The following is a 26,777-nucleotide window of genomic DNA, read 5'->3' as shown; positions in this document are numbered from 1 at the left end:
TATACCTCCCTCTAAATAATTTTGTTGCCTTCTGTAAGAGTTAGGAATAAGTCCTCTAGGGTTTTATGTTTATTGTCAACAAACTTTAACATCAAACCTTCTTCTAAAAAGAATTTATTTATTTCGGTTAATATAGATAAATCAACAGAGGCTTCAAGCTTTTCGCCTATTATTTCAGAGTTTATTTCCCAATGTTTTTTTAATAACTCCTTACCTTTCTGATTATCATCAAGTACCCAAAATACCTCCTGTGTATTTAAAAGTTCTTCTACAACCGCATTTTTCAAGATAGTTCCATTTTTAATTATAGATACTTTATCGCATAAAAGTTCAATTTCAGACATAAGATGGCTGGATATAAGTACAGATATATTTCGTTCTTTGACAAGTGTTTTTATTATACTCCTAAATTCATTTATACCAGAAGGATCTAATCCATTGGTAGGTTCATCTAAAATTAGAAGCTTAGGATGATGTATAAGTGCTTGTGCTAATCCTAGCCTTTGCTTCATACCTAGGGAATAGGTGCTAACCTTGTCATTTATCCTATTTTCTAAACCTACTAACTGAACTGCCTCAAAAATATCCTTTTCTTTAACATTCTTACTCATTGCAGCAAGCATGTTGAGATTGTCCATTCCGCTCATATAGTTGTATAAATCGTGACCTTCAATAATACAGCCTATATTAGACATAGCTTGAACATAATTCTTAGTAATTGAATGTCCACATATTTCAATCCTTCCGGAACTTGGCTTTGAGAGTCCCACAATCATTCTTAAAGTTGTAGATTTGCCTGCCCCATTAGATCCAAGGAAACCTAAAATTTCCCCCTCGTTTACTGAAAAACTTATCCCCCTAATAATTTCTTTTCCTTTAATAGTTTTTGTTACATTTTCTAAAAGCAAAGTTTGTTTGCCCATACTAAACCCTCTTTCTATAATGACAGAATTTTTATTCGAATATAACCTTTCAGCTTTGTATTTATTATATACTAGTAATTTTTTTGTTACAATCATATTAGTTGCTAAAACAGGTTAAGTTCAATGGGCTAAACAGAAATATTTGGGTTATAAATAACCAATTCTTTCATTTTATTATTTTTTTAATAATAAAACAAAAGAATCAGCTTTCATACAGTATTTAATTAATTCTTTCTACAGAACTTTCATGACTTAAATTGGTATTTAATCTAAAAGTAATTTTGAATATAATTGATAATTTTCTTCGTTAAAGGAAACAAATATAACTTTTTCAATACTTTTATTTTCACTTAAATAATTCTTTACTGTTTTCACAGCTACGTGAGCAGCTCTCTCTTTAGGAAATCCGTATACCCCGGTACTTATATTAGGAAATGCAATTGTATTTATGTTATTTTCTTCTGCTAATTTTAAGCTATTAATATAGCAGTTTGACAAAAGTTTATCTTCATCACTTTTCCCCTCATTCCACACAGGTCCAACTGTATGGATAACAAATTTAGCCTTCAATAAACCGCCTGTCGTAATTACTGCTTCCCCTGTTTTGCACCCCACTTGTTTATTCCTTATAGCAATACATTCTTCAAGTATTTGCTTTCCTCCTGCTCTGTGAATGGCACCATCTACACCACCACCACCAAGCAAAGTACTATTTGCTGCATTTACAATAGCATCTACATCAAGTTTTGTAATATCTCCTTTTATAAGACTAATTCTATTTTTTTCTGATTTTATATCCATTTATGAACCCCCTAGTATTCCTTATAAGTCCATAATAATTATTAATTATTATGTCCTCGATATTCCTTATGAGTGCATAACAGTTATTAATTTCTATGTTCCAGGATTCCTTATAAATCAATATAACGAATCATCTCTTCTATGTTTTTCTTACAGGTAAAGTCTGTAGGTTTATTATATATAGCCAGCATACCATTTTCATCTGGAGTTAGTTCCTTTTTTGTTTTCAATCTCCATTTCAGTATTGTCATGAGCATTTTATCAAAAGGTTTTAATTTGCTATAATCAAATCCACCTCTAAAATAGAAAAACTGTATTTTCTTTTGTTGATCCGAAGTAAAATTTTTATTTTTTATTTCTTCAATTACTTCTTGTCTTGCAGGTGACGCTCCCGTCGCAAAAACAATAACTTTTTTATTTTCAAGTTTGTCAAGATTTTTTGTTATCCACTGTATTCCGTTTATACCAACAGCATACAAACTTCCTCCGTAAATCACTACATCGTAAGGCTCTAGCATCTTAATATTAACCTTTGAAACATCAAAAATATCTGCTGACAACTCTTCTGCAATCCACTCAGCATATTTCTTTGCAAAGCCTGTTTTGGACTTATATATTACGATAGCCTTCACTTTCAATACCTCCTCATATTAAAAACCCACTTTACTATTCTATGCCAAAAACCTTATCCAGTCTTGTTAATTTAAATATCTTAATAACTTTTGGTGCAACAACAGAAGAGAATTGTAAGCTTCCATTTACTTCCTTGGATCTTTTATAAATTCCAACTAGCACTCCCAATCCTGTGCTATCAACAAAAGTGCAATTCTTAAAGTTAAGTATAAAATGCCTTTCACCCCTATCGATTAACTTATTTAGTTTTTCTCTAAAAACTGAAGCTTCCTCTACTGCAAAATCTTCAGGTATTAATATTTCTATCTCCTTCATTTAAATCACTCTCCTATTTTTTTTCTAATAACTAAAGAATTCTTGTCTACTTCAATTTTATCCACAAAACACTTTATAAGAAATAATCCTCTTCCATGCTCTTTTAACAAATCTTCATCGGATATCTCATCAAATATATCTATAGTTTCTAGGTTAGTCTCTGAGTGCTCTATCTCAAATACAATATCTGAATCATCATGGTAATATCTTAGAATAATAGGCTTAGTTTTATCCTGTTTGTTTCCGTGATAAAAGGCATTTGTTAATGCTTCTGTCAAAATCAGCTTAATATCAAAGTAATAATCATGAATATTTAAGTCCTTTACTACTTTATCAATAGTTTCTTTATAATTATCTAAACCATATAATAGTAATTTCTTTTGATTTATAACCAAGATAAACCTCCTTTACATTATTTCAAATGCCAATAATGTGCAATCGTCCTTCAAGGTGTCTGTCTCTATTACTGTATCATTTAAAAATTCATCTATATAGTTTTTAAATTTTGATATACTTACCTTTCCCATATAATTTTGCACTGTTTTATCATCATCTAATATAAAATCTAGTCCATCAGTAAAAAAATAAAACCTATCACCTTTTTCAAAATATACTGTATACTCATCAAATATACTATCTTCAAACATTCCAAGAAATGCTCCCTCAATAGCTACTTTTTTAACAACACTACTATTGCTTTTTTTGAATAAAAATTCGTTAATCCCTGCTCCAACTATGGCAGCTTTATTTTCTTTAAAATTCATACTAAAACAGCATACTGCAACATAATTTTCCCCTAAGTAGTTACCTATCTTCTTATTTAAGCTATTAACTATATCTATTGGTTTATGACTGATTAATACTTCTTGGTTGAATAGAACATCAACTGCAGATATATTAAGTGAGGCCGCAATTCCCTTTCCACTAACATCTATCAGTATTCCAATAACTAAATCATCATTTACCTTATAAAATCTAAAGAAATCTCCACTAACAGTTCTGCACGGCACATAGGAAATTTCTAAATTGACTTTTTCTGGAACAGGAAAACTCTTTTGAAGAGTCTTTTTTTGAATTTCAGCTGCTTCGTTTAAACCCTTCTTTGTATCCGTAATATCCCTTATCACAGATAAAACAGCTTGTTTACCCTTGTAATCTATATAGCTTGAGGATATTTGTAAGTCCATGGATCTTTTAGAAGTACAGCTAATACTAACTTCGTAAGTATCCTTCATTTTTTTATATACACATATATATTTCAGTTTCTTACGAATAGTTTTCATAAACTTCTTTGGAATATATTTAAATATGCTTTTCCCTTTTAATTCATCATAATCTATACCGATTAAATTAATTGCTTCGCTATTTGCTAGTGCAATTTTACTATCTTCTGTAATAATCATGGCATCGGGAGAAGCGTTAATAATCTGCCGATATCTTTCTTCACTTTCCTTAATTATATTGTCTAGCATTTTTTTCTCTGTAATATCTCTCAATCTCTCTACAATAAACACTATTTCGCCAAATTCATTTAAAACTGGGTTACAACATATATCCATATATTTATTAAGTTCTGGAATATACTTTTCTGTTATCACCATTTTTTTAGTCTCTATGGCTTTTTCAAATGGACAATCATCGCACTTTTTGCTTCCTCCCAGGACCTCATAGCACTTTTTACCTTTTACCTCTTCTGGTACTTTACTATAAAAACTATACCCAACTTCATTATAGAACTCAACTGTCTGATCAATATTATATACTTTAATAATATCTGGAATGCCGCTTATTATACCTTCTAGAAGCCTCGAATAAGCAACTGTGTCGCTCTTCTTCTTTTCATTAAATGCTTCATTATTCATAGAAAACCCCATACACTTTTTTCTAATTATTATCTTACAATGGATATTATACCAAAATAATCTATAAAAAAAAATAAAAACACCTAAACGAAGTTAGATGTTTCTAAATTATAATTAAATTCTTTCCTTTTCAAAGTTGTCATGATGTCTACACATAATATATATTTCTCATTATTATGGTGCTTAAATAACGTAGATAAAGTAGTACAAATTTCTCCTGTAGCATAAGATATGTAAGGATCAGAAAAATACCTATCCACTTTAGAATTCATAAGCTCATAATAATATCTTTTTAGGGAGTTATCCTCCCCTTTTCTTGCGGGGGAAAACACAAGGCCTTCACGGTAACTGCTATTCTTCATTTTAGAGAAAAGTGTATTAGTAATTTGAGTTCCATTTTCATCGAGAATATAAGCACATTCAATATTTAAATTGTTATGTCTATTAATAAAACTTAAAATTAAGTTATCAAAATCACTACTGTCCTCTACTTTAAGTTCATTAATAAAATCACTTAAAAATTTATCAATCTTTTTCCTGTATAATCTATCTTTTTTGCTCTTTATAATTATATACTCTTTATACCTAATGGCGGCTCTAGAAATTTTAGTATTAATTTTAAGAAGAGTACTACTACTTATAAATTCCGGTTTAGAAAAGAAATATCCTTGAATTAAATGAACACCAAATTCAATGGCATAGTTTAGTTCAATTTCATTTTCTATTCCCTCCGCAACTACTATTGAACCTATCCTATTAGCCAAACTTGTAATGCACTTAAATATTTCTTGCTTGTGATAATTATCTTGTATATTCCTTATAAGTGATGCATCTAGCTTTATAATATCAGGTTTTATAATTGATATCCTATCTAGATTAGAAAAACCTACGCCTACATCATCTAAAGCAATCAAAAATCCATTCTTTCTATAATTATTAGTAAAACTTTCTAGACTATCTAAATTATCTACACTTGACTCATTAATTTCAATAACGATATTTTTAGGCAAGATTTCATGACTTAAAACTTGGTTAAGCAAATAATTTGACCCCTCTACTTGTTCTATAACTGAGGCATCCACATTTATAAATAAATACCACTCGTCATTCATACTGTATATATCTTTAAAACTCTCTATGCACTTTTCTCTACAGAGCCTATCAAGCATAGTTGACATTCCATTATTACGGGCATATTCAAACATTTTAAGTGGTGAAATTAGCTCTGAATTCAAAATGTTTACTCCTCGTGTTAACCCTTCGAATGCCACTATTTTTTTCTTCACTAAGGATATAATTGGCTGATACTTGGCAATTATTCTATTATTATTTATAGCTTCTTTTATAATATCCGTCTCATCGATAATATCTAACTTATTAAAACTATCATCTCTACTCATAATTCTTAGTTCTCCTACACCATACAACAAAAATCTTTAAAACAACCAATCCTTAAAAAATCCTAAAATATTTCATTTAATTACATAATAAAATAACCTTATATAAAATACAACATTTTATATAAGGTTAATATACTATTTTTCTTCCTTATTCACAAGTCTTATTAAGTTGTCCTTATGCCTAATCACCATTAAAATACAGGCTATTAAAGTAGCAATTATTATTGAAACAGATGATTTCATAATAATACATACTATAGGTATTGTTATGCCTATGGCTATAGATCTGATAGATACTATACTTGTTGCCAGCTTCAATATAAAATGAACTGCAACTCCTGTTAGTGTTGGAATAGGTATAATTAAAACAAATGCGCCAAGAGTTGTATTTACACCTTTTCCACCCTTAAATTTAAGGAATGGAGTATAATTATGCCCTAAAATTGCCGCTATTGCAATAATAGAAAGATAGATATCCGTTGACAGAGGTAATTTTATAGTCTTTGCCAAATACATTCCCAAAGCAACAGGAAGCATTCCTTTTAAAATATCTATTATTTGAGTAATAATAGATACTTTTTTTCCTGCAATTCTTTTTACATTCGTTGAACCTATGTTGCCACTACCTTTAGTTCTTATATCGATTCCACATAACTTTTTTGTAAGCAAATATCCTGTTGGAATTGAACCAGACAAAAAAGCTATTATAATTGTTGTTATAATAATCATCATCTACATCACCTTAAAATCATTTTATTTTTGTTGCTAGAATATCACTGAAAATTATTAATTATTTTTAGTAATTAGCAAATCTTCCTTTATGATATGTTCAGTTAGCCATTTAGCTATAAAATTAAGAATTTCCATGATATATTCATCTTGATTGTCGTCAATTTTATTAAAATTAACAGCTTCTACTGCCTTTATGAATTCTTCATGCTGTACCTTTTGACTAAACAATTTTCTATATCTTATACTTTCCATATACTCTTCTTCATCTTTAAAATGAGTTGCAGCATAGGCACCTAACTCTTTTATTATCTCCACTATTTTATCATATTTGTCAATACTGTATCTATCCTTTAATAACTTATAAGCCTGATCTCCTAATTCAAACAACTTAGTATGTTGTTCGTCGATACTTACTAATCCTAATCTGTATTCATCTTTCATTTCAAACATTTATAATTTCTCCTTCTTTAAGTTTCTTTACTTTGCAAGAATACCTCTCAAAGTAAATATTTTACCATAAATTTTTATGAAGATATAGTTTAATTGTAAAATTTTTATCTTCTGCAGTAATTTTATTTTTTAGTTCATAGTCAACTACTTTCTATTATTTTACCATAATTAACACAAACAAACATTATGCTAAAAAAGGTTTTTACAGTTAATATAAATTAAACTGCAATTTATATTTCAGCTGAATTAAAGTTTACCTCTGAAAAATAAGTTACAGTTTAATTATTTTTGTAATGATTTATCCGATGACTACCCGCTCTAATACTTCCTTTTATCAAAGGGAGTAAAGAGCTGCTACATCCCTCGTTAAACTAAGAATCAGGTGGGGTTTAACCCCGATCTGATTCAAGTTTCACTTCATTTTTTGCCTCTATCTTTTCTATAATGACATTAATACTTTTCTTAACATAGTCAATTGCTTGTGTCTTACTCTGTCCCTTATGTTTAACTTCCTTATCTCCTTTTCTAGCAATTGCCTTAAATGGGTACTCCTTTTCATTATTCTCTATGACTGTTATTTCATATCCTCTATAATTTTCCACAAGACATACCCCCTTTTTATTTATTATTATATCATATTCTTAATAATTTGAATATTCTAAACCAATAAAAAAATAGTGTAAGATATTAAGCATATTTAGTATCTTACACTATTTTTTCCACTTATCTTACCGTTATACAAAAGTCTATCTGCCTCTGCAATCATGCTATCTACTGTTTCAAAATTCTTGGAATTACACACTCCAAAGGTCATGGTAACTCTCAATTCTTGATTTTTATATACAAAATTATAATCCTGGAAGAAATATAAATATTGCTTGTTTTTCATCTAAATTTAAGCATAAAAACAAAGTAGAATCCTAAAATTTAATTCTACTTTGTTTTTTAATTCTTTATTCTTTGACTGTAACAAATAATAATTTGTAAACTTGAACTACGATAAGTGGAATAATTGATAACAGATAAATATAGCTAAATTGACTTGTATTTAGTGCCGCAACTTCAAAGATTCCCCTTAGAGACCTGAATGTTAAGACCATTATTAGAAGTAAGTAGCCAATTATTACTGCAATCCATATGAACTTATTTGTGAACAATCCTACTCTAAAGATTGATTCTTTCGATCTACAATTAAATCCGTGTAATAATCTAGCTAAGCAAAGGGTAGCAAAGGCCATTGTACTAGCAACCTCAGCACCACCTGTACTTAATCCTCTGTGGAAAGCTAACATTGTTACTAAAGCAATTAACAGTCCTTCTATAATAACCTCAATTGCAAAGGACTTATTGAGGATTGGGGTATTTATATCTCTTGGCTTTTCTTTCATTATATTTTCATTATGAGGTTCAAGTCCTATTGCTATAGCTGGCAAACTATCTGTTATTAAATTAATAAATAAAAGGTGAACTGCTGCGAAAGGAATTGGTAGTGCACCTATTGATGCGTATACTACTGACAATATTCCTGCTGTATTACCAGATAGAAGAAACTTAATTGAATTCTTAATATTTGCATATATACTTCTACCATTTGAAATAGCTTTAACTATAGTTGAGAAGTTATCATCTGCTAATACCATGGAGGCCGCATCTTTGGCAACTTCTGTACCTGTGATTCCCATAGCAATACCTATATCTGCTTGTTTTAAAGCTGGTGCATCATTTACGCCATCACCGGTCATTGCGACTACATTTCCTAGTTCTTGCCACGCCCTTACTATTCTGATTTTATGCTCTGGAGATACCCTAGCATAAACTGAAATATTAGGAACCATATTTTTAAGTTCTTCATCATTAATTTTTTCTAATTCAAAACCTTCCATAGCTTCTGATTCATCTTTAAGTATTCCTATTTGTTTTGCTATAGCAGACGCTGTGATTTTGTGATCTCCAGTTATCATTACCGGTTTTATACCTGCATCTATGCATCTTTTAACAGCTTCTGCGGATTCATTTCTTGGAGGGTCCATCATTGCTATAAGACCTACGAATACTAGGTCCTTTTCATCCTCAACTGTAATCTTTTGGCCCTCATTAATTTCTTTATATGCAAATGATAATACTCTAAGCCCACCCATAGAAAATTCTCTGTTTATAGTTTCAATTTCTTTTTTATGCTCTTCTGTAAACTCCCTTACTCCACTTGAAAGTTCAATCTTTGATGACCTTTTTAAAAGAACATCTAGCGCTCCCTTAGTGATCATTGTATATTTCTCTTCAAATTTATGAACAGTGCTCATTAATTTTCTATCAGAGTCAAAGGGTACTTCTCCTAATCTTGGATATTGTTCTCTTATGACAAGTTCGTCTAAATAATATATTTCACCTAGATTAACTAGAGCAACTTCAGTTGGGTCTCCAATTTCTTTGTTTTCAACAGTAACGGCGTCATTACACAATAAGGCCATTAAAACTAAGCCTTTTTCTAAAACTTTATCATGGTTTAAACTATCATAATCAAGTACCTGATCATCTACGAAAGCTTTCTGTACTGTCATTTTATTTTGGGTTAAAGTTCCTGTTTTGTCTGAGCATATTACAGAAATACTACCAAGACTTTCAACAGCATGGAGTTTTCTTACTATAGCATTTTTCTTAGCCATCTTTTGAGTACCAAGTGCAAGAACAATAGTTACTATAGAACTTAAGGCCTCTGGAATGGCTGCCACTGCTAAAGATACTGCAAACATAAAAGAGTCTACAATATTACGTCCTCTAAATATATCTAAAGCAAATATAATTGCGGATATTGCTAATATGACAAAGGCAAGCTTTCTTCCAAAGTTATCAAGACTTACTTGAAGAGGTGTTTTCTTTTCTTTTGCACTCTCTAATAAATTGGCTATTTTACCTATCTCAGTACTCATTCCTATATCCGTAACTAAAATAATTCCTCTTCCGTAAGTTACAAAACTGCCGGAAAAGACCATGTTCTTTCTATCACCAATAGCTACATCCTCTTTATCTATAGTATCTACAAATTTTAATACACTTTCAGATTCTCCAGTTAATGAACTCTCATTTACTTGAAGACTAAAACTTTCAATAATTCTACCATCTGCACTGACATAATCTCCAGCATCAAGATATAAAATATCTCCTGCTAAAAGTTCTTTTGAGGGAATTTCTAACTTTTGTCCATTTCTCAAAACCTTAGCTATTGGTGATGAAAGCGCCTTGAGTCCCTTTAATGATTGCTCTGCTTTAACATGCTGAACTGTTCCAAGTATTGCATTAATAATAACTACAACCATTATAACAAGGGTACTTTCAAGCTTTCCAAGAAAAGCAGAAATAATTGCTGCAGCCAGCAATATGATAACTAAAAAATCTTTAAATTGATCAAAGAAAACTTGCAAAGGGCTTTTTCTTGCAGCTTCCTCTAATTCATTGAAACCATATTGTTCTCTCCTTTTTTTTATTTCTTCATCATTCAAGCCTTTATCTGTAACGTTTAGTATCTTTAGTGATTCTCCTGGTGACTTCCTATAAAAATCTTTCATATACCTACTCTCCTTTAACTAACATACAAAATCTTTTGCTTAGTGCTTTAAGGTATCTTAATAAAATAAGTACTGAACTCTAAGTTATTATTCCCATAATTAAAAATAAAATTAATACTGCCTTATCAAAATCATCTGATTCTGCAATTATTGAAGTATATGTTTTGTATTAATAATTTAGTATGTTAATAATTTTTTCAATTTAATTCATGCAATTGATTACAAAAAAACTCTATAACTAAAATTTTAGCCATAGAGTTACTGAATTTATTTATCCGATGACTACCCGCTCTAATACTCCCATCTTCTTCAAAGTGTACGTTGCGAGCGGCTACGTCCCTGGATTCGTTCAACTAAGAATCAGGTGGGATTTGAAACCCCATCTGATTCAAGTTTACACTTCATTTTCTTCTTCAAATTTCTTCATAAATTCTACTAAAGCCTTAACACCTTCTATTGGCATAGCATTGTATATGCTTGCTCTCATGCCACCAACACTTCTATGTCCCTTTAAGTTGTCAAATCCAGCTGCTTTAGATTCCTTTACAAATTTTGCATTTAATTCATCTGAAGCAGTTACAAAAGGTACATTCATTAATGAGCGATCCTTCTTTTCAACTGTTCCCTTGAACATGCTGCTTGAATCAAGATAATCATATAGTATAGCAGCCTTTTCCTCATTTCTCTTCTTCATTGCTTCTAAGCCGCCTAATTTTTCAACCCATTTAAATACCTTACCACATATGTATATTCCATATGCTGGTGGTGTATTATATAGTGATTTATTATCTGCGTGAATCTTATAGCTTAACATAGTTGGAGTACCTGGTAATAAATCCTCTGTAAGCAAATCTTCACGAATTATTACTACAACAACTCCTGCAGGTCCAATATTCTTTTGAACCCCTGCAAAAATAAGACCATACTTTGTTACATCTACAGGTTCTGATAGTATATCTGAAGACATATCAGCTACTAATATTTTATCTCCTGTTTCAGGAATATCATTATATTTAAGTCCATGTACTGTTTCATTATGGCATATATAAACATAATCTGCATCATCAGAAATCTTTAAATTCTTTAAATCTGGTACATATGAAAAATTCTTATCTACTGAAGAAGCTATAACATTAACTTTTCCATATATTTTTGCTTCTGATGCTGCTTTTTTAGACCATTGTCCTGTAACAATGTAATCTGCAACCTTATTTTTCATTAAGTTCATTGGAATCATTGCAAATTGTTGAGATCCCCCACCTTGCAAGAATAATACCTTATAATTATCTGGAATATTCATTACTTCTCTTAATGTTTTTTCAGCATCCCCAATAATTTCTTCAAAAGCCTTGGAACGATGGCTCATCTCCATAACTGACATTCCAGTGCCCTTATAATCTAACATTTCTGCTGCTGCTTCTCTAAGCACCTCTTCTGGTAATACAGCTGGTCCTGCTGAGAAATTGTACACTCTTGACATTTTAAAAAAGCCCCCTTTTGTTTTTACATCTTGTTCTGCGTCAAATTTGCAAATATATACATATTCACTACAAACGTAAAATGTTCTTTTATAAATTTAACATTGACAATATTATAACACAAGTTTTTAATTATTTTGATAAAAAACCAGTAAATTTCTAAATTATTTTAAACTTTTTTCTTATTTTAGTAAATCTTATCTAGATTATACCCTGCTTGATTTAGAGCCTTAACTATCTCATCTATGTGTTCATGTCCATTAGTTTCTACTGTTACTTCTAAAACTACATGTTTTAATCTATCAATAGCCTTAAACTGATTATGGTCTAGTTTTATTACATTAGCTCCCTTTTCTGCTAATATTGTAGATATTTTCAAAAGCTGTCCTGGAGTATCATGAAGCTTAACTGAGAAACAGAATAATCTTCCTCTTGAAACTAATCCATGATTTAAAAGAGATGCTATTGTTACTACATCTATGTTTCCCCCACTTATTAAAGAAACTACCTTTTTACCTTTAAAGTTTAATCTCTTTAATGCTGCTAAGGACATAACCCCTGTTGCTTCTGCCACTAGTTTATGCTTTTCTAAAAGAATAAATACAGCTTCCATAAGCTCTTGATCACTTACAGTAACAATTTCATCTACATATTTTTTTATTACTTCAAAAGTAATATCTCCTGGTTTTTTTACCGCTGCACCATCTGCAATAGTATCAACTTTATCAACAAAGGTTAACTCACCACTTTCAAAGGAAAGTTTCATTGGATTTGCACCTTCTGCTTGTACTCCTATTACCTTTATATTGGGATTAATACCTTTAGCAGCCACTGCTATACCACTTATTAATCCACCTCCGCCTATTGGCACAAGTATTGCATCAACATCCCTTAGTTCTTCTATAATTTCAACTGCAATAGTTCCCTGTCCAGCCATTACATCTAAATCATTGAAGGGATGAACAAAAGTATACCCATTCTCCTCTTCTAATCTTTTAGCTTCTTCATATGCTTCATCATAAACCTGTCCTTTTAATACTACATCTACCCCATAGTTTCTAGTAGCTTGTACCTTTATAAGTGGCGTAGTTTCTGGCATAACAATTGTTGCCTTGATTCCAAGTTTACTTGCTGAATATGCAACCCCCTGTGCGTGATTTCCCGCTGATGAGGCAATTAACCCCTTTTGTTTCTGTTCATCACTTAATTTTCCTATTTTATTTAATGCCCCTCTTAACTTAAAAGCTCCAGTGATTTGAAGATTTTCTGGTTTTATATATACTTCATTACCACTTTCTCTACTAAATTCTGTACTATATATCAATTTAGTATTTACACATATATCCTTTATTCTTTCTCTAGCCTCTAGTACATCCCCTAATCTTAAATATTCTGTTTCATTTCTTAATACTAAATTTTCTCCCATTGCTCTAATGTCCTCCCTTAATATTTATACTAAATTAATTTTCCAATGACTCCTCGCTCTAATACCCCCATTTTCTCCAAAATGAACGTTGCAAGCGGCTACGTCTCTGGATTCATTCAACTAAAAATCAGATGAAATTCCCCACATCTGATTCAAGTTTCACTTCGCTTGGATAAATAAAAAACTCCCGTCCTTATGAGTATAAGTTAATTATACTTATAAGGACGGGAGATATACTTCCGTGGTACCACCTTATTTGCAATTAGATATACTAATTGCCTCTCATTATCAGGTCGACTTTGAATAATAAGAATAGTCAACTATTATTCATTATGAACCTTAACCATATATCGTTGGTAAACGTCCTCGTTTAATTGACCCAAAAGTCTTTCAACTTGGAAGCTCCAGAGTGATCATTACATATTCCTATTAATACCAACTTACACCTAATGTTGGCTCTCTGCGATTAATAAATTGAATACTTTTTTCTCCATCGTAGCCTTTGTTTTATTAAATTAATAAACTTTTTATAAGTATATTACCTTTTTGCAAAAATGTCAATATATTTTTAGTAATTTTACAACCTAATATATTAAATACTTTTTTCTCTCAACTTTAAATTGTTCAAGCCCTACACTATATTCTGACTCAATTCGCTGAGGACTATATCCAGCTTCCAAATACTGTCCAATTTTATCAGTTCCCATTATCTTGTCAAACATAATAATCTCATTTGTACTTTTAGGAACCTTAAAATTATTTAAGGAATGAGCATAAGCTAATACGTATATTCCAGTTCTCGCTGGATTAAAGGTATGATAGTCTGTGATCTCAAGCTTTACCCCGCCAAATCCACCTCTTGAATTTGCTTTAAACCTAACGCCTGATAAATTAGCAGAATTTAAAAGCTGCGCAAACTTGTCAGAATTGATACCTTTTCCTCCAACCCATGTAAAATAATCATCTTGATATACAATAGTACCTTCACCAAGTCCGGTAGCTGAATAACCAAAAACAGCTTCTATGCTAGATATATAAGGAGAACTTTGCACCCAGCTTAATCCAGTATCTTGGAATATCATATTCCTACTATACCCCTCCATGGGAACTACTGTAAGCTTGGCCGATATAGTTCTATTAAAGAACTGTGCTAACTCCCCTGCAGTCATTCCATGAGTCATTGGCATATTATCGACGCCAACAAAGCTTTTGAATTTATCTTCTAGCACAGGCCCATCCATAATTTGTCCACCTAATGGATTAGGTCTATCTAAAACAACTAGTTCTTTGTTATATTTAGCTGCTGCTTTCATACAATAGTTTAGTGTAGACATATAAGTGTATGAACGTGCCCCTATATCTTGAATATCAAATACTAAAACGTCTATGTTAGACAGCATTTCTTCCGTAGGCATCCTTGTGGCTCCATAAAGACTATATACAGGAATACCTAAGCTTTCATCTATATAGGACTTTACATAATCCCCCGCTTTAGCTTTCCCATCAATACCATGCTCAGGTGCAAAAAGAGCTGTTAGTTTAGCCTCATCATAATTAGCTAATACATTAACGATACTTATTCTATTGCTGTTTACTCCTGTTTGATTAGTAACAAGCCCAATATTTTTACCCTTTATTAAATTACTATATTTACTTATTAGCAAATCATCCCCAAGTTTAAATTTGCTTTCGATCTTATCAGTTAATAAATTTTGTACAGCCTTATTTTGTACAACAGCTTCACCACCTAATACTCTAAACTCATTTACCAATGATATTTTCGTGTAAAAAGCAGCTTTGGTAATTGATGAACTCCCGTTTGTAAGTATAAGAGGTGAATTTGTCTTCGCTGCTGCTACCGAACCAGATAAGGCATCTGCAAAACCTTCTCCTGAACTAATATAAATGCTACTAAAGTTCACATTGCTAGCAAATTCATCAACAATTTTTACATTTGTTTCATATCTATCTATGCCACCTAATCTCTTATAATTATTAATACCTTTGATGACATTATTTCCAATTACACCTACACCGCCAACTATATAGCACTTTTTCCCGCTACTATTTTGAATAAATTGATTTATACCCTGCGATAAACTATATTTATTAGTTAATAATATAGGCATTCCCTTAGCAGCTGCTATAGGAGCTATTGATAATGCGTCTGGAAAACTCTCTCCAGAAGCTATTACAACTCCATTATCACTGCCTATAAGCTGTGCAACCTTTAAACTGGTATCATATCTATCATTTCCTGATATTCTCTCGTATCCTATGTTCATAGTATCTAACTGCTCTTCTACACTCTGTGCTATAACACCAGTGCCACCTATTATAAATATGCGCTTTACATTCAGTCTAATTAGCTGGTTTTTAATATCATTGTCTAAAGACTTTCCACTAGTTAGTATTACAGGCGCATTATATTTCTTAGCTAGAGTAGCAGCGCAAAGAGCATCTGCAAAACCTTCTCCCGAAACCAAAACTACGTAATCTGATTTATCCCAGTTATTCTCACATATATTAATAGATGTAGCATACCTATTGATACCCCAAAATCTCTTTTGAACTGGATCAGCAGATACCTTAACTGACGTAAGAAATAAACTACTTATTAAAAAACTTATTAAAAACAAATACTTCTTCTTTAGCATTGTATATTCTCTCTTTCAAAATTATTAATGAATACTTTTTAACTATTACTTAAACTACTTTATTATCTTAAATTCATATCCGCAATCTCTTAAATACTTTATAATTTCCGGTAAAGCTTTAGCTGTTTCCTCCTTACCATAAGTATCGTGCATTAATAAAATTACTTTTTCTTTATTTCCTACAGTTTTTTTACCTCTTGAAGTAATTGTTCTGCATTCTTCCATTTGCCCTCTGCATCTCCGTCATAGGCATTCCAATCTATACTATACATATTATTTCCCTTTAACACTTCATTAAAATAACTTAGATTAGAATCCTTATGAAATTTTCTGGACATGTATCCTCCAGGCATTCTTGTAATTCTAGTTTTAAATTCCTCTCCAATAATATCGCTTATAGCATTGTTAGTTGCTCTGACCTCCTGCATATATTTGGCTGGATCCACCTGATTACCAGGATATATATTTCTATAATTATGAGTGTAAGTGTGATTTCCTATAGCATGTCCATCTTGTAAAATTCTTCTCACCAAATCTTTACTATACTCATTAGCCTCGATATTCGTACCAAGTAAAAAGAAGGTCGCTTTCACATCATTGCTTTTTAATATATCCAATATCTCCGGAGTTACAGTAGTAGATGGTCCATCATCAAAGGTAAGAAAGGCTATTTTCTGTCCATCACTTTGCTCAATATTTTTTAGTATCCTACTTACCTTCTCTGCATCATAAACATATTTAACTATCTTTTTATCGCTTAATAAAGTTTGTGCATTCTCCTCTGGCATAGTTTCCGCTGCACCTAATATTTTCATCTCATTTATTGAAGGTATTTTAGAAGCAAGTACAGTTTTTCCAAGCAGTACATTACCATCTGTAAGTATAATTGGTGAATTTGTCTTTGCAGCCGCTGCTGCACCGGATAATGCATCTGCAAAAGCTTCTCCTGTTGTCACATAAATACTGCTAAAATCTATTTCATTGGAAAATTCATTAATTACTATTTGGTTAGTTTCATACCTATTTGCACCACTTAACCTTTTGTAATTATTAATGCTTTTGAGAAGATCGTTACTAATTACATTTTCAGCAGCAACTATATAGAACTTTTCTATTTTATTATTCTCAATATATAGTTTCATATTGTCCGTCATTCCATGCTTGTCCATTAATAATATAGGCATTCCCTTAACAGCAGCCATCGGCGCTGTAGATAATGCATCAGGAAAGTTCTCTCCATAGGTTATTACTATGCCATTACTACTTCCTATACGTTCTGCAATCTTCAAACTAGTGTCGTATCTAGTATCTCCGGATATTCTTTCGTAATCTATATTTGTTTCATATATTTCTCTTTCTATGTCCTGAGCTATAACTCCATAGTTACCTATTATGAATACTTTTCTTACGCCCAGCCTAGTCAACTCATTTTTCAAATCATTACCTAGACCTTTCCCATTAGTCAACAGTATAGGTGCATTAAATTTTTTAGCTAGGGGAGCAGCGCAAAGAGCATCGGCAAAACCTTCTCCTGAAACTATAACTGCGTACTCTGCCTTGTCCCAATTATTTTTACTTATATTGATACTTGTAGAATATCTGTCAGTACCTCCAAATCTTTTTTTAATTGGAGCTGCAGACACCTTGGTTGATATAAATAGTAAAATTGTTATTAAAGAACTTACAATGAATAAATATCCCCTTTTTACCATCATATCTTCTTCCTTTCAAAAATAATTTTACCTATGAATTAACCAGAATTTATATTTATTAAATCCATTATAAGGCATATTTATGATGAAAGAAAAGAACTATTTCTATAGTTCTAAAAACACCACTAAGAATGTATCATACAACACGGACCATATGGCTTCACTGACAAAATTACTGTTTTCCAGCGTCCTTAGCTATTGCTCTAAATGTTAATACAACTTTAATCCCTTAGAGTTGCTATTATTCTATATTTCTTCAGTACCATATCAAAGACATCATTAATACATTTGCATGTTATATGGGAATTTAATATAGCTTGAGATGAACATCCCTCATCACCTATAACTGCTATAGATAATGCTGCCTTTTTTAACATCTCTACATCATTAAGACCATTGCCTACTGCTATTGTAAACTCACATCCTATTTTTTCAACAAACTCTTTCTTGTATATCGTTGCATTTCCAAAGGAAAAGGTTTCAATACTAACAGGAAGTTTTTCACATTCAGTTCTAACATTTCCATAGGTATCCGCAGTTATTATGTATACACTTAAATCATAACTTAATTCAACTAGCATTTTTTTAACATAGTCTGATATAATACCATCTACTGCAATAGTTCCATTATAATCAAAAATAATATTTTTAAGTTTTAAGTTAGATCTTCCAGGTATGCTTATTTCTATCATTTTGTTACTCCTTGTGATATATTAATTAACCAAATAATCCACTAATATATTTCCTTGTACTTTCTTTTATGGGATTTGTAAATAACTTTTTTGTTTCATCATATTCTTCTATTTGTCCGTTTAACATAAATGCAGTGTAGTTTGATATTCTTCTTGCTTGGGCCAAATTATGTGTAACTATTATTATAGTATAATTATCAGATAGTTTTTTTAGAGTTTCTTCTATTTTAATAGTATTGTTTAAATCTAGTGCAGAACAAGGCTCGTCCATTAAAATAATTTCTGGTTCTACTGTAAGTGTTCTAGCTATGCATAACCTCTGCTGCTGTCCACCTGATAACTTTAGAGCAGAAATATTTAAGTTATCCTTAATTTCTTCATATAAACCTACCATTTTTAAATTTTTTTCTACAATATTATTAAGTTTTGCCCTATCCTTTATCCCATAGTATTTAAGAGCATATATCATGTTTTTATATATAGAAAAAGGAAATGGTGCTGGTATTTGAAAAACACAGCCTATGTTTTTTCTAATATGTTCTTTGTTTATACTTTTTATGTCTTCTCCTTTTAATAAAATAGATCCATGTACTTTGGAGTTCTTTTCTTCTTCTATAATTCTATTTATAGATTTTAGTAAAGTTGATTTTCCACATCCCGAGGGTCCTATTATTGCGGTAATTTTTCCTTTTTTAATAGAAAGATTCACTTCTTTAAGTATAGGTTTGTTATCTAAATATACCTGTAAATTTCTTATTTCTAATATATTATCCATAATTAGTCTCTCCTTTTTTCTACTAAAAGAGCAGCAGTGAAATTTAATATTATAACAATTATTATAAGTACTAGTGCAGTACCATAGGCTTTCTCAAAGGAAATCCCCTGACTTACTAGGATGTATAAATGATAAGGTAGTGCCATAACAGGAGAAAATAACGAATCTGGATTTGGAGCTGAAACTACTGCTGAAGTCAGCATAACTGGCGCCGCTGCACCCATGGCAAAGCCACCAGACATAATTATTCCAGATAAAATTTCACCTTTACAACTAGGAAGAATTATGTGAAAAAAAGTATAACATTTGTCTACACCTAATGCATAGGATGAAAATATTAAATCTTTATCTACCTCTCTAATAGATTTCTCTGCAATAACTTCTATGTATGGAAAAATCATAATTCCCAAAGTAATTCCTCCAGATATAAGGCTTACTCCAAAATTACAAAAATACACTAAAAAAGAATAGCCAAAAAGTCCAAGAACAATAGATGGAATTCCAGCAATACAACTTACAATTAAATGTACTAGAGTAATAATACTTTCTTTATTACAATAAAAGCACAGATAAATAGCCGTAGAAATTCCTAAAATAGCAGAGCTAATACATGCAATTAATACTAAGGCAAGACTCCCTAATATTGCAGGAAGTATTCCCCCCTCCATTCCAAGAGGAGTGCCCTTAGGTGAATCTACTATAAATTGAAGATTTATAGCAGGTGCTCCCTTTATAAAAATATATCCAAAAATAAATATGACTATTGATACAACAATAAAGGTACTTATAAAATACCATAGTGCAAAGGGTATATTCTTCAAAAATCTACTCATTTGAATCCTTCCTATTACTTATTTTATTATAATAAAATAGTTCTTTTTATAAACTTTTATTAAATATTAATTTTTCTATTTATGCCGTAAAATACAGCATTTATTATTAAAAGTAAGAGCATAAGTATAAATCCAGAAGCAAAAAGCGCATGATAATGAAGGCTTCCGATTCGAGCAGATCCCATTTCTAATGCAATAAGCGAAGGGATAGTTTCTCCTCTTCCAAAAATAGTTGGCATAATGGGACAGTTACCTATTACCATCATAACTGCCATAGTTTCACCCATAGCTCTTCCAGTGGCAAGAATTGTAGAAGCAATTATGCTTTCCTTACAGGCAGGTAGTATGAGATTATTCATCATATACCACTTTGAAACACCTAAGGATTGAGAATGTATTTTGTATATTTTAAAAATCTTACATACAGTATCATTACAAATAGACACTATATAGGGTAGTATCATTATTGCAAGTAATATTCCCGCTCCAAATACGGATTCTCCAGTGGAAAAGGAAAAGTGTACTTCAAAGAATTTTACTATAATAAAAAGACCTATAAATCCGTATACTACTGAGGGGATAGCCGCTAGCATATTCATAAATGCTTTTAATACTTTGCTTATTTTTTCAGGTACTAGAATAGAGATAAAGACAGAAAAGCCAACTCCTATAGGTACTGCAATCATTACACCTATAATAGATACATACAAGGTTGCTATTATAATAGGTTTTATTGATACCTGAGGATTAAAAGCTAGTGGTTGCCACTCATTTCCAAAAACAAAATTCCAGAAAGATACTTTATTAAATAATCCGATACTTTCTTTTAAAATAAATATTAATATTAATATTAGTAGAGATATTGCTATAAAAGCAAAGAACTTTATAAAAGCCGAAAAAATTTTTTCTATATTATTTCGCATAACATTCACCTTTTTCATAATATGAAATAAACCCGCTAGATGTGGAACCTAGCGAGTTTGTTTAGCTATTTTGAGGGCTTTGTAGGTACAAACCCTAATTCTTTAACTACTTTTAATCCTTCATCTGACGTTACATAAGTTATGAAGGCTTTTTCTTCTCCACTTAATTCACCATTTTTTATGATTGAAAGAGGTCTTGCTATTATGTATTTACCACTCAATATGTTTTCTGATGTTGGAGCCACTCCATCTACATCCATTGCAGTGATTTTTGCTTTATTTTGATCTACTATACCTACAGAGGCATAGCCTATAGCATCTTTATTTTCAATAATCTTTTGACCAAGTGCTCCCATTGAAGGTGATTGGATAGCTTCTTTACTAACCTTTTTATCACCCATTACGCTCTTTTCAAATACTTCTCCTGCACCACCACTTGCGTCTCTTACTACAACAACTATTTTATTCTTTGGTAATGATGGATCGACATCACTCCAGAGTTTTGCTTCCCCTGAAAAGATTTTCTGTATTTCTACCTTAGTTAATCCTTTTTTCTTAGTTAAAATAGGATTTTCAGGATTTACAGAAATAGTAAGGGCGTCCATACCTATTTTAAATTCCCTATAATCAGGCATCTTTGATTTTTCATCCTTAGAAACTTCTCTAGATACTAAACCGAAATTGCTTGTTTTTTCTAAAGCCGCCTTAACGCCAGTTCCAGAACCACCGGAAGAAACAGCTATTTGTATAGGAGTATCTGATAAACTACTCTCAACGTTCTTCCAAGTTTTATTTTTTTCAGTAAAATTGTCTCCTATTTTAGATATAACAGGTGCCATTGTTGAGGAACCACTAAACATAATTTTCGTTCCCTTTGAATCTTTGTTTGTCTGTGGAGTGCTTGATGTTTGCTTGTTTCCACAACCAACAAGCGTTATACTTGCAGCTACAAGCATACTTAGAATAACTCCAAGCTTTTTCTTCATATAATCATCCCCTTATATATAAATATGCCAAGCTTATTTTAACATAAATTTAACATTTAATATTAATCTATAAATTTTTACTATAGTCATACGTATATCTATAAATTATTATTATAAGCTCCGTATGTCAAAAAGATCTGAATTAAAATGAATCGATCTCTACTATTTAAAAATAATCAATTATAATAATATAAAATTAAAATGTCCACATTAAACAGTGTACATTTTTGCCAAATTAATATTTTACATTTAATTCCAAACATGATATCATTTAAATATATTCGGATAATTTTAAATAGAAAACGTTTAAGGCAATATGAATTTATTATATTAGTTTAAAGAGGTGAAAATACGTGGAAAAGACCACAAACAAAGAAAACTTTGTTGAAAATGCTTTCGAAAAATTTAAAGATCATCAAAGCACCATGGAAAAAACATTATATGAAGAACAAAAAAAGAAAAGAGAAGACACCTACCAAAAGTTTCAACATATAAAGAAACTACTCAATCAAAACATATATATTGAAGAAATTCTTAAAAACATTAAAGATGAACTAAAATTCAATATTCAAGATGTTGTTAAATCTAATCGTAAATATTATAGATTTTTAACACTTGCAATGATTATTACTTTTATTATGGTATCCTGGTTCATTATACCTTACTTAAATTCTATCTTGTTTCTTATACCTATAGCTTTAGTTTTTATACTAACAATCTTTATTGGTTGCTATATTATAAATCATGTAAGACAAAGAAAAATATATAAAAAACATATTAATCAATGCAACAAACTTAATATTATCAATGAAAACATTCTTAACTTAATTGGCATATTATTAGATAACTATATAGAAATTACAAATATACTTCCTCGCTCTTTTGTTAATTACTGTAATAGCAAGAAGAAGAGTAATTTTGATATGTATATATTTTTTTTATGGAAAAATACTAAAACCCTATCAAAAAAATTAAAAAATAAAAAATTACGTTATTATAACAGGCTATACAGCAATGATATTGAAATATTACAAAACGTAGAAATATTACAACATCACTATTTCCAATCTATATTTACTAGTTGTATTGTAGATACTATAGAGGAATGTTCCATAAAGTTTTTACAAGATAATTAAGACATATTGAAATGGGAAACTAATAGAAAGTATTATCAAGTCATAAATAAAAAGTTAAAACTGTTTAGTATTCTTTAGTAACTCTAAAATATTTCCTAGATTTCTAAAGAATGCAAACAATTTTAACTTTTACTTTTTTATCCGATGACTACCCGCTCTAATACTCCCATCTTCTTCAAAGTGGGAGTAAAGAGCGGCTACGTCCCTCGGATTCGTTCAACTAAGAATCAGATGTAGTTTGAAACTCGATCTGATTCAAGTTTTCACTTCATTCTGCTAGATCGAACACCTCTAGCTCCTCACCTTTTATCCCCTTAATCTTAACATCTATCATAGCCTTGAAAGTATCTAAAGCTGTTACCACTCCTATATTTCTTTCGATAGCAGCTCTTCTTATAAGGAATCCATCTCTTTTTGAATCATTACCCTTAGTTGGAGTATTAACCACTAGGTCTACCTCTCCATTTTTAACTATATCTATTATGTTAGGATGATCCTCTGTTAACTTTCTAACTTCACTAACTTCTACATCTGCATTTCTTAGAAGTTCTGCTGTTTTTTGAGTTGCTATAAATTTGTATCCTAGGCTGTGCATCTCTTTTGCTATAAGTAGGAATTCTTCCTTATCATGGTCATTTACAGTAGCTAGTATAGTAGCTCCTTGCTTCTTAGTAAACATGTTAGCAGCCACAAAGCCCTTATACAATGCTTCCTCGATTGTTTTTCCTACCCCTAAGACCTCTCCAGTAGACCTCATTTCTGGTCCTAGGCATACTTCAACATTAGGAAGTTTTTGAGTTGAAAATACAGGAACTTTTACAGATACTAGCTCTGGCTCTTTATAAACATCTACACCATAACCTAAGTCCTTTAGCTTTTCACCTAGCATTACTCTAGTTGCTATATCTACTATAGGTACTTTACTTACCTTACTTATATATGGAACAGTTCTTGATGCTCTTGGGTTAACCTCTATAACATAAAGCTCTCCCCTGAACTCTATAAACTGAATATTAATCATTCCCTTTATGCCTATTCCTATAGCAAGTTTTTTAGTGTATTCCAGTATCTTATCCTTTATATCAGAGCTTACATTTTGGCTTGGATACATAGTTATACTATCTCCTGAGTGTACTCCAGCTCTTTCCAAATGCTCCATGATACCTGGAATTAAAACATCTTCTCCATCAGATATAGCATCTACTTCTATTTCTGTTCCCATTAGGTATTTATCAATAAGAATCGGATTTTTCTTATCTTTTTCAAAGGCATTAGTTAGGTAGTAAATAAGCTCCTTTTCATCATGAGTTATTTCCATACCCTGGCCTCCAATTACATATGAAGGTCTTACAAGTACAGGGAAACCTAACTTATCTGCTTCTTTTAAACCTTCTTCTACGCTCCAGATTCCTTTTCCTTTAGGTCTTGATATCCCTAATTCTTCAAGTAGAGCATCAAATTTTTCTCTATCTTCTGCCATATCTATTTGATCTGCAGTAGTTCCTAACGTAGGTATATTCTTTTCCTTTAAGAACTCAGCAAGTTTAATAGCTGTCTGTCCCCCGAACTGAAGAATTACACCATCTGGATTTTCTTTTTCTATTATATTTAACACATCTTCCTCTGTAAGTGGTTCAAAGTACAATTTATCTGATATATTAAAGTCTGTACTAACTGTTTCTGGGTTATTATTTACTATTATAGTCTCTACTCCTAGTTTCTTAAGAGCCATTACACAGTGAACTGAAGCATAGTCAAATTCTATACCCTGCCCTATTCTTATTGGACCAGAACCGATAACTATAACTTTCTTCTTGTCTGAAACTTCTACTTCATCATAAGTGTCATAAGTTGAATAGTAGTATGGTGATAGTGCTTCAAACTCTCCTCCGCAAGTATCAACCATTTTATAAACAGGCTTTATTCCCCATATTCTTCTAAGTCTATAAACATCCTCTGGACTTACCTCAAGCATATCTGCTATTCCTTTATCAGAGAAGCCTTTTCTTTTTAGATTATAGAACCATTCTTTATCTAAATCATCTATTTTACTAGCTTTTAGTTTCTCTTCTTGATCAATTATCCATTTGAACTTATCTATGAAGAATGTATCTATACCTGTTATTTCCGCAACCTTATCTATTCTATATTCTCGTCTAAGCATTTCTGCTAGGGCAAATAGTCTCTCATCATCAGGAGCCATAACTGTTTCTTTCAATTCTGCCATACTCAAATTTTTAAACTTTTTATGATCTAGTGAGTACTTTCCTATTTCTAAAGAACGTATTCCCTTCAATAAAGCTGCTTCAAAATTGCTTCCAATAGCCATTATTTCCCCTGTAGCCATCATTTTTGTTCCAAGTTCTCTATCTGCTCCCTGGAATTTATCGAAAGGCCATTTAGGAATTTTAACTACTACATAGTCTAAGGATGGTTCAAAGCATGCAAAAGTCTTTTGTGTAACTGCATTCTTAATCTCATCTAATCCATATCCTAAAGCTATTTTAGCTGCAACTTTTGCTATTGGGTAACCAGTTGCCTTTGATGCTAAAGCTGATGAACGGCTAACTCTTGGATTTATTTCTATAACTGCATATTCAAAGGAGTATGGATTTAATGCAAGCTGTACATTACATCCTCCTTCTATTCCTACAGCGTTTATAATATCTATAGATGCACTTCTAAGCATTTGATATTCTTTATCTGATAGAGTTTGGCTTGGTGCAACAACTATACTGTCTCCAGTATGAATACCTACTGGATCTATGTTTTCCATGTTACATACTGTAATACAGTTTCCAAAGCTATCTCTCATTACTTCATACTCTATTTCTTTCCAGCCTTTAACACTCTTCTCAAGAAGTACTTGACCTATAGTGCTTAAATGAAGTCCTGATTCTAATATAACATTTAGCTCCTCTTCATCATTAGCTATTCCGCCGCCAGTTCCACCTAGGGTATATGCTGGCCTAACTATAACTGGATATCCTATTTTATTTGCAAAAGCTCTTCCGCTTTCCATGTCAGTTATTATATCACTTTGTATAACTGGCTGACCTATTCTATTCATCATATTTCTAAATAGTTCTCTGTCTTCACCCTCTTTTATGGATTCTACAGAAGTTCCTATTACTTTAACATTGTACTTAGCTAGTATTCCTTTATCATAAAGTTCTACTGCTAAATTTAGTCCAGTCTGCCCTCCCATTCCTGCAAGAAGACTGTCTGGTTTTTCCTTAGCTATAACCTTCTCAACAAATTCTACTGTTAGAGGTTCTAAATATATTTTATCTGCTACTTCTTTATCCGTCATTATAGTAGCTGGATTACTGTTTATAAGCACAACCTCTATTCCTTCTTCTTTTAATGCTTGACAAGCCTGAGTTCCTGAATAATCGAACTCCGCTGCTTGACCTATAATTATTGGACCTGAACCTATAACTAAAACTTTCTTTATATCTTTATTTAATGGCATATTGC

The 26,777-nt window shown here is 31.3% G+C and carries 24 protein-coding genes and 1 other annotated feature; of the genes, 1 reads left to right on the top strand and 23 read right to left on the bottom strand.

Annotation, left to right across the window (positions count from 1 at the left end; all coding sequences use genetic code 11):
• Positions 1-11: 11 nt before the first annotated feature.
• From CLMAG_RS09945 to CLMAG_RS09850, 22 genes are all read right to left on the bottom strand, one after another.
• Complete coding sequence (locus CLMAG_RS09945) at positions 12-923, bottom strand: ABC transporter ATP-binding protein (RefSeq protein ID WP_066621612.1); 912 nt, start codon at positions 921-923, stop codon at positions 12-14.
• Positions 924-1,187: 264 nt separating this feature from the next.
• Entirely contained in the window at positions 1,188-1,724 is a 537-nt protein-coding gene (locus CLMAG_RS09940; RefSeq protein WP_066621609.1) for an O-acetyl-ADP-ribose deacetylase, read from the bottom strand.
• A gap of 110 nt (positions 1,725-1,834) precedes the next feature.
• Positions 1,835-2,356, bottom strand: coding sequence for a flavodoxin domain-containing protein (locus tag CLMAG_RS09935; RefSeq protein ID WP_066621607.1), 522 nt, complete (start codon positions 2,354-2,356; stop codon positions 1,835-1,837).
• Between the two features lie 34 nt (positions 2,357-2,390).
• Entirely contained in the window at positions 2,391-2,672 is a 282-nt protein-coding gene (locus CLMAG_RS09930) for an STAS domain-containing protein (protein ID WP_066621604.1), read from the bottom strand.
• 5 nt (positions 2,673-2,677) lie between these two features.
• The gene (locus CLMAG_RS09925; protein ID WP_242872993.1) at positions 2,678-3,067 is read right to left on the bottom strand and encodes an ATP-binding protein; all 390 of its coding nucleotides are present in this window, start codon (positions 3,065-3,067) and stop codon (positions 2,678-2,680) included.
• Between the two features lie 12 nt (positions 3,068-3,079).
• Positions 3,080-4,534, bottom strand: a complete 1,455-nt coding sequence (locus CLMAG_RS09920) for a SpoIIE family protein phosphatase (RefSeq protein WP_073392935.1) — start codon at positions 4,532-4,534, stop codon at positions 3,080-3,082.
• 83 nt (positions 4,535-4,617) lie between these two features.
• The gene (locus CLMAG_RS09915) at positions 4,618-5,934 is read right to left on the bottom strand and encodes an EAL domain-containing protein (protein ID WP_066621602.1); all 1,317 of its coding nucleotides are present in this window, start codon (positions 5,932-5,934) and stop codon (positions 4,618-4,620) included.
• A 135-nt stretch (positions 5,935-6,069) separates the two neighbouring features.
• Positions 6,070-6,666 carry a glycerol-3-phosphate 1-O-acyltransferase PlsY gene (gene plsY, locus CLMAG_RS09910; protein ID WP_175562143.1) on the bottom strand — a complete coding sequence of 199 codons (597 nt, stop codon included), beginning with the start codon at positions 6,664-6,666 and terminating at the stop codon, positions 6,070-6,072.
• A 54-nt stretch (positions 6,667-6,720) separates the two neighbouring features.
• Positions 6,721-7,116: a bacteriohemerythrin gene (locus tag CLMAG_RS09905; protein ID WP_066621599.1), complete on the bottom strand. Its 396-nt coding sequence runs from the start codon at positions 7,114-7,116 to the stop codon at positions 6,721-6,723.
• A 389-nt stretch (positions 7,117-7,505) separates the two neighbouring features.
• Complete coding sequence (locus CLMAG_RS09900; protein WP_066621597.1) at positions 7,506-7,718, bottom strand: hypothetical protein; 213 nt, start codon at positions 7,716-7,718, stop codon at positions 7,506-7,508.
• Positions 7,719-7,813: 95 nt separating this feature from the next.
• Positions 7,814-8,005, bottom strand: coding sequence for a hypothetical protein (locus CLMAG_RS31605; protein WP_139264085.1), 192 nt, complete (start codon positions 8,003-8,005; stop codon positions 7,814-7,816).
• A gap of 64 nt (positions 8,006-8,069) precedes the next feature.
• On the bottom strand, positions 8,070-10,679 hold the full coding sequence (locus CLMAG_RS09895) for a cation-translocating P-type ATPase (protein WP_066621595.1): 2,610 nt from the start codon (positions 10,677-10,679) through the stop codon (positions 8,070-8,072).
• 394 nt (positions 10,680-11,073) lie between these two features.
• On the bottom strand, positions 11,074-12,159 hold the full coding sequence (gene serC / locus CLMAG_RS09890) for a 3-phosphoserine/phosphohydroxythreonine transaminase (RefSeq protein WP_066621593.1): 1,086 nt from the start codon (positions 12,157-12,159) through the stop codon (positions 11,074-11,076).
• Positions 12,160-12,344: 185 nt separating this feature from the next.
• Complete coding sequence (gene ilvA, locus CLMAG_RS09885; RefSeq protein WP_066621591.1) at positions 12,345-13,583, bottom strand: threonine ammonia-lyase; 1,239 nt, start codon at positions 13,581-13,583, stop codon at positions 12,345-12,347.
• Positions 13,584-13,800: 217 nt separating this feature from the next.
• Positions 13,801-14,089: a binding site (T-box leader), on the bottom strand.
• Positions 14,090-14,167: 78 nt separating this feature from the next.
• Positions 14,168-16,240, bottom strand: coding sequence for an exo-beta-N-acetylmuramidase NamZ domain-containing protein (locus CLMAG_RS09880; protein WP_066621589.1), 2,073 nt, complete (start codon positions 16,238-16,240; stop codon positions 14,168-14,170).
• Between the two features lie 54 nt (positions 16,241-16,294).
• Positions 16,295-16,465, bottom strand: coding sequence for a polysaccharide deacetylase family protein (locus tag CLMAG_RS33620; protein ID WP_242872992.1), 171 nt, complete (start codon positions 16,463-16,465; stop codon positions 16,295-16,297).
• Entirely contained in the window at positions 16,420-17,955 is a 1,536-nt protein-coding gene (locus tag CLMAG_RS33615; RefSeq protein WP_242872991.1) for a cell wall-binding repeat-containing protein, read from the bottom strand. Before CLMAG_RS33615 ends, CLMAG_RS33620 begins: the two co-directional genes overlap by 46 nt.
• A gap of 218 nt (positions 17,956-18,173) precedes the next feature.
• Positions 18,174-18,644: an HAD family hydrolase gene (locus CLMAG_RS09870; RefSeq protein ID WP_066621585.1), complete on the bottom strand. Its 471-nt coding sequence runs from the start codon at positions 18,642-18,644 to the stop codon at positions 18,174-18,176.
• A gap of 25 nt (positions 18,645-18,669) precedes the next feature.
• A complete protein-coding gene (locus CLMAG_RS09865; RefSeq protein WP_066621583.1) occupies positions 18,670-19,419 on the bottom strand; it encodes a phosphate ABC transporter ATP-binding protein in 750 nt (249 codons plus the stop codon).
• Positions 19,420-19,421: 2 nt separating this feature from the next.
• Complete coding sequence (pstA, locus tag CLMAG_RS09860; protein WP_066621582.1) at positions 19,422-20,252, bottom strand: phosphate ABC transporter permease PstA; 831 nt, start codon at positions 20,250-20,252, stop codon at positions 19,422-19,424.
• Positions 20,253-20,311: 59 nt separating this feature from the next.
• Entirely contained in the window at positions 20,312-21,193 is an 882-nt protein-coding gene (gene pstC / locus CLMAG_RS09855; RefSeq protein WP_242872990.1) for a phosphate ABC transporter permease subunit PstC, read from the bottom strand.
• 47 nt (positions 21,194-21,240) lie between these two features.
• On the bottom strand, positions 21,241-22,161 hold the full coding sequence (locus CLMAG_RS09850) for a phosphate ABC transporter substrate-binding protein (protein ID WP_066621581.1): 921 nt from the start codon (positions 22,159-22,161) through the stop codon (positions 21,241-21,243).
• A gap of 353 nt (positions 22,162-22,514) precedes the next feature.
• Here CLMAG_RS09850 and CLMAG_RS09845 point away from each other — a divergent pair, with 353 nt between their 5' ends.
• A complete protein-coding gene (locus CLMAG_RS09845) occupies positions 22,515-23,297 on the top strand; it encodes a hypothetical protein (protein WP_066621579.1) in 783 nt (260 codons plus the stop codon).
• A 268-nt stretch (positions 23,298-23,565) separates the two neighbouring features.
• Here the strand turns inward: CLMAG_RS09845 and carB are convergent, their stop codons facing one another.
• Positions 23,566-26,772, bottom strand: a complete 3,207-nt coding sequence (gene carB / locus CLMAG_RS09840; protein ID WP_066621577.1) for a carbamoyl-phosphate synthase large subunit — start codon at positions 26,770-26,772, stop codon at positions 23,566-23,568.
• Positions 26,773-26,777: the final 5 nt, after the last annotated feature.

This window comes from Clostridium magnum DSM 2767 (genome assembly GCF_001623875.1).
Lineage (GTDB): Bacteria > Bacillota > Clostridia > Clostridiales > Clostridiaceae > Clostridium_AM > Clostridium_AM magnum.
The sequence above is the reverse complement of the archived record's forward strand: the minus strand, read 5'-3'. Positions and strand labels throughout refer to the sequence as shown.

Bases quoted from the DNA above. Each gene is read 5' to 3' on its own strand.
- CLMAG_RS09945 (WP_066621612.1), bottom strand. From the start codon at position 923: ATGGGCAAACAAACTTTGCTTTTAGAAAATGTAACAAAAACTATTAAA.
- CLMAG_RS09870 (WP_066621585.1), bottom strand. From the start codon at position 18,644: ATGATAGAAATAAGCATACCTGGAAGATCTAACTTAAAACTTAAAAAT.
- CLMAG_RS09940 (WP_066621609.1), bottom strand. From the start codon at position 1,724: ATGGATATAAAATCAGAAAAAAATAGAATTAGTCTTATAAAAGGAGAT.
- pstC (WP_242872990.1), bottom strand. From the start codon at position 21,193: ATGAAAAAGGTGAATGTTATGCGAAATAATATAGAAAAAATTTTTTCG.
- CLMAG_RS09905 (WP_066621599.1), bottom strand. From the start codon at position 7,116: ATGTTTGAAATGAAAGATGAATACAGATTAGGATTAGTAAGTATCGAC.
- CLMAG_RS09865 (WP_066621583.1), bottom strand. From the start codon at position 19,419: ATGGATAATATATTAGAAATAAGAAATTTACAGGTATATTTAGATAAC.
- CLMAG_RS09895 (WP_066621595.1), bottom strand. From the start codon at position 10,679: ATGAAAGATTTTTATAGGAAGTCACCAGGAGAATCACTAAAGATACTA.
- carB (WP_066621577.1), bottom strand. From the start codon at position 26,772: ATGCCATTAAATAAAGATATAAAGAAAGTTTTAGTTATAGGTTCAGGT.
- serC (WP_066621593.1), bottom strand. From the start codon at position 12,159: ATGTCAAGAGTGTACAATTTCTCAGCAGGACCAGCTGTATTACCAGAA.
- CLMAG_RS33615 (WP_242872991.1), bottom strand. From the start codon at position 17,955: ATGATGGTAAAAAGGGGATATTTATTCATTGTAAGTTCTTTAATAACA.
- CLMAG_RS31605 (WP_139264085.1), bottom strand. From the start codon at position 8,005: ATGAAAAACAAGCAATATTTATATTTCTTCCAGGATTATAATTTTGTA.
- CLMAG_RS09850 (WP_066621581.1), bottom strand. From the start codon at position 22,161: ATGAAGAAAAAGCTTGGAGTTATTCTAAGTATGCTTGTAGCTGCAAGT.
- ilvA (WP_066621591.1), bottom strand. From the start codon at position 13,583: ATGGGAGAAAATTTAGTATTAAGAAATGAAACAGAATATTTAAGATTA.
- CLMAG_RS09915 (WP_066621602.1), bottom strand. From the start codon at position 5,934: ATGAGTAGAGATGATAGTTTTAATAAGTTAGATATTATCGATGAGACG.
- plsY (WP_175562143.1), bottom strand. From the start codon at position 6,666: ATGATGATTATTATAACAACAATTATAATAGCTTTTTTGTCTGGTTCA.
- CLMAG_RS09880 (WP_066621589.1), bottom strand. From the start codon at position 16,240: ATGCTAAAGAAGAAGTATTTGTTTTTAATAAGTTTTTTAATAAGTAGT.
- pstA (WP_066621582.1), bottom strand. From the start codon at position 20,252: ATGAGTAGATTTTTGAAGAATATACCCTTTGCACTATGGTATTTTATA.
- CLMAG_RS09930 (WP_066621604.1), bottom strand. From the start codon at position 2,672: ATGAAGGAGATAGAAATATTAATACCTGAAGATTTTGCAGTAGAGGAA.
- CLMAG_RS33620 (WP_242872992.1), bottom strand. From the start codon at position 16,465: ATGGAAGAATGCAGAACAATTACTTCAAGAGGTAAAAAAACTGTAGGA.
- CLMAG_RS09920 (WP_073392935.1), bottom strand. From the start codon at position 4,534: ATGAATAATGAAGCATTTAATGAAAAGAAGAAGAGCGACACAGTTGCT.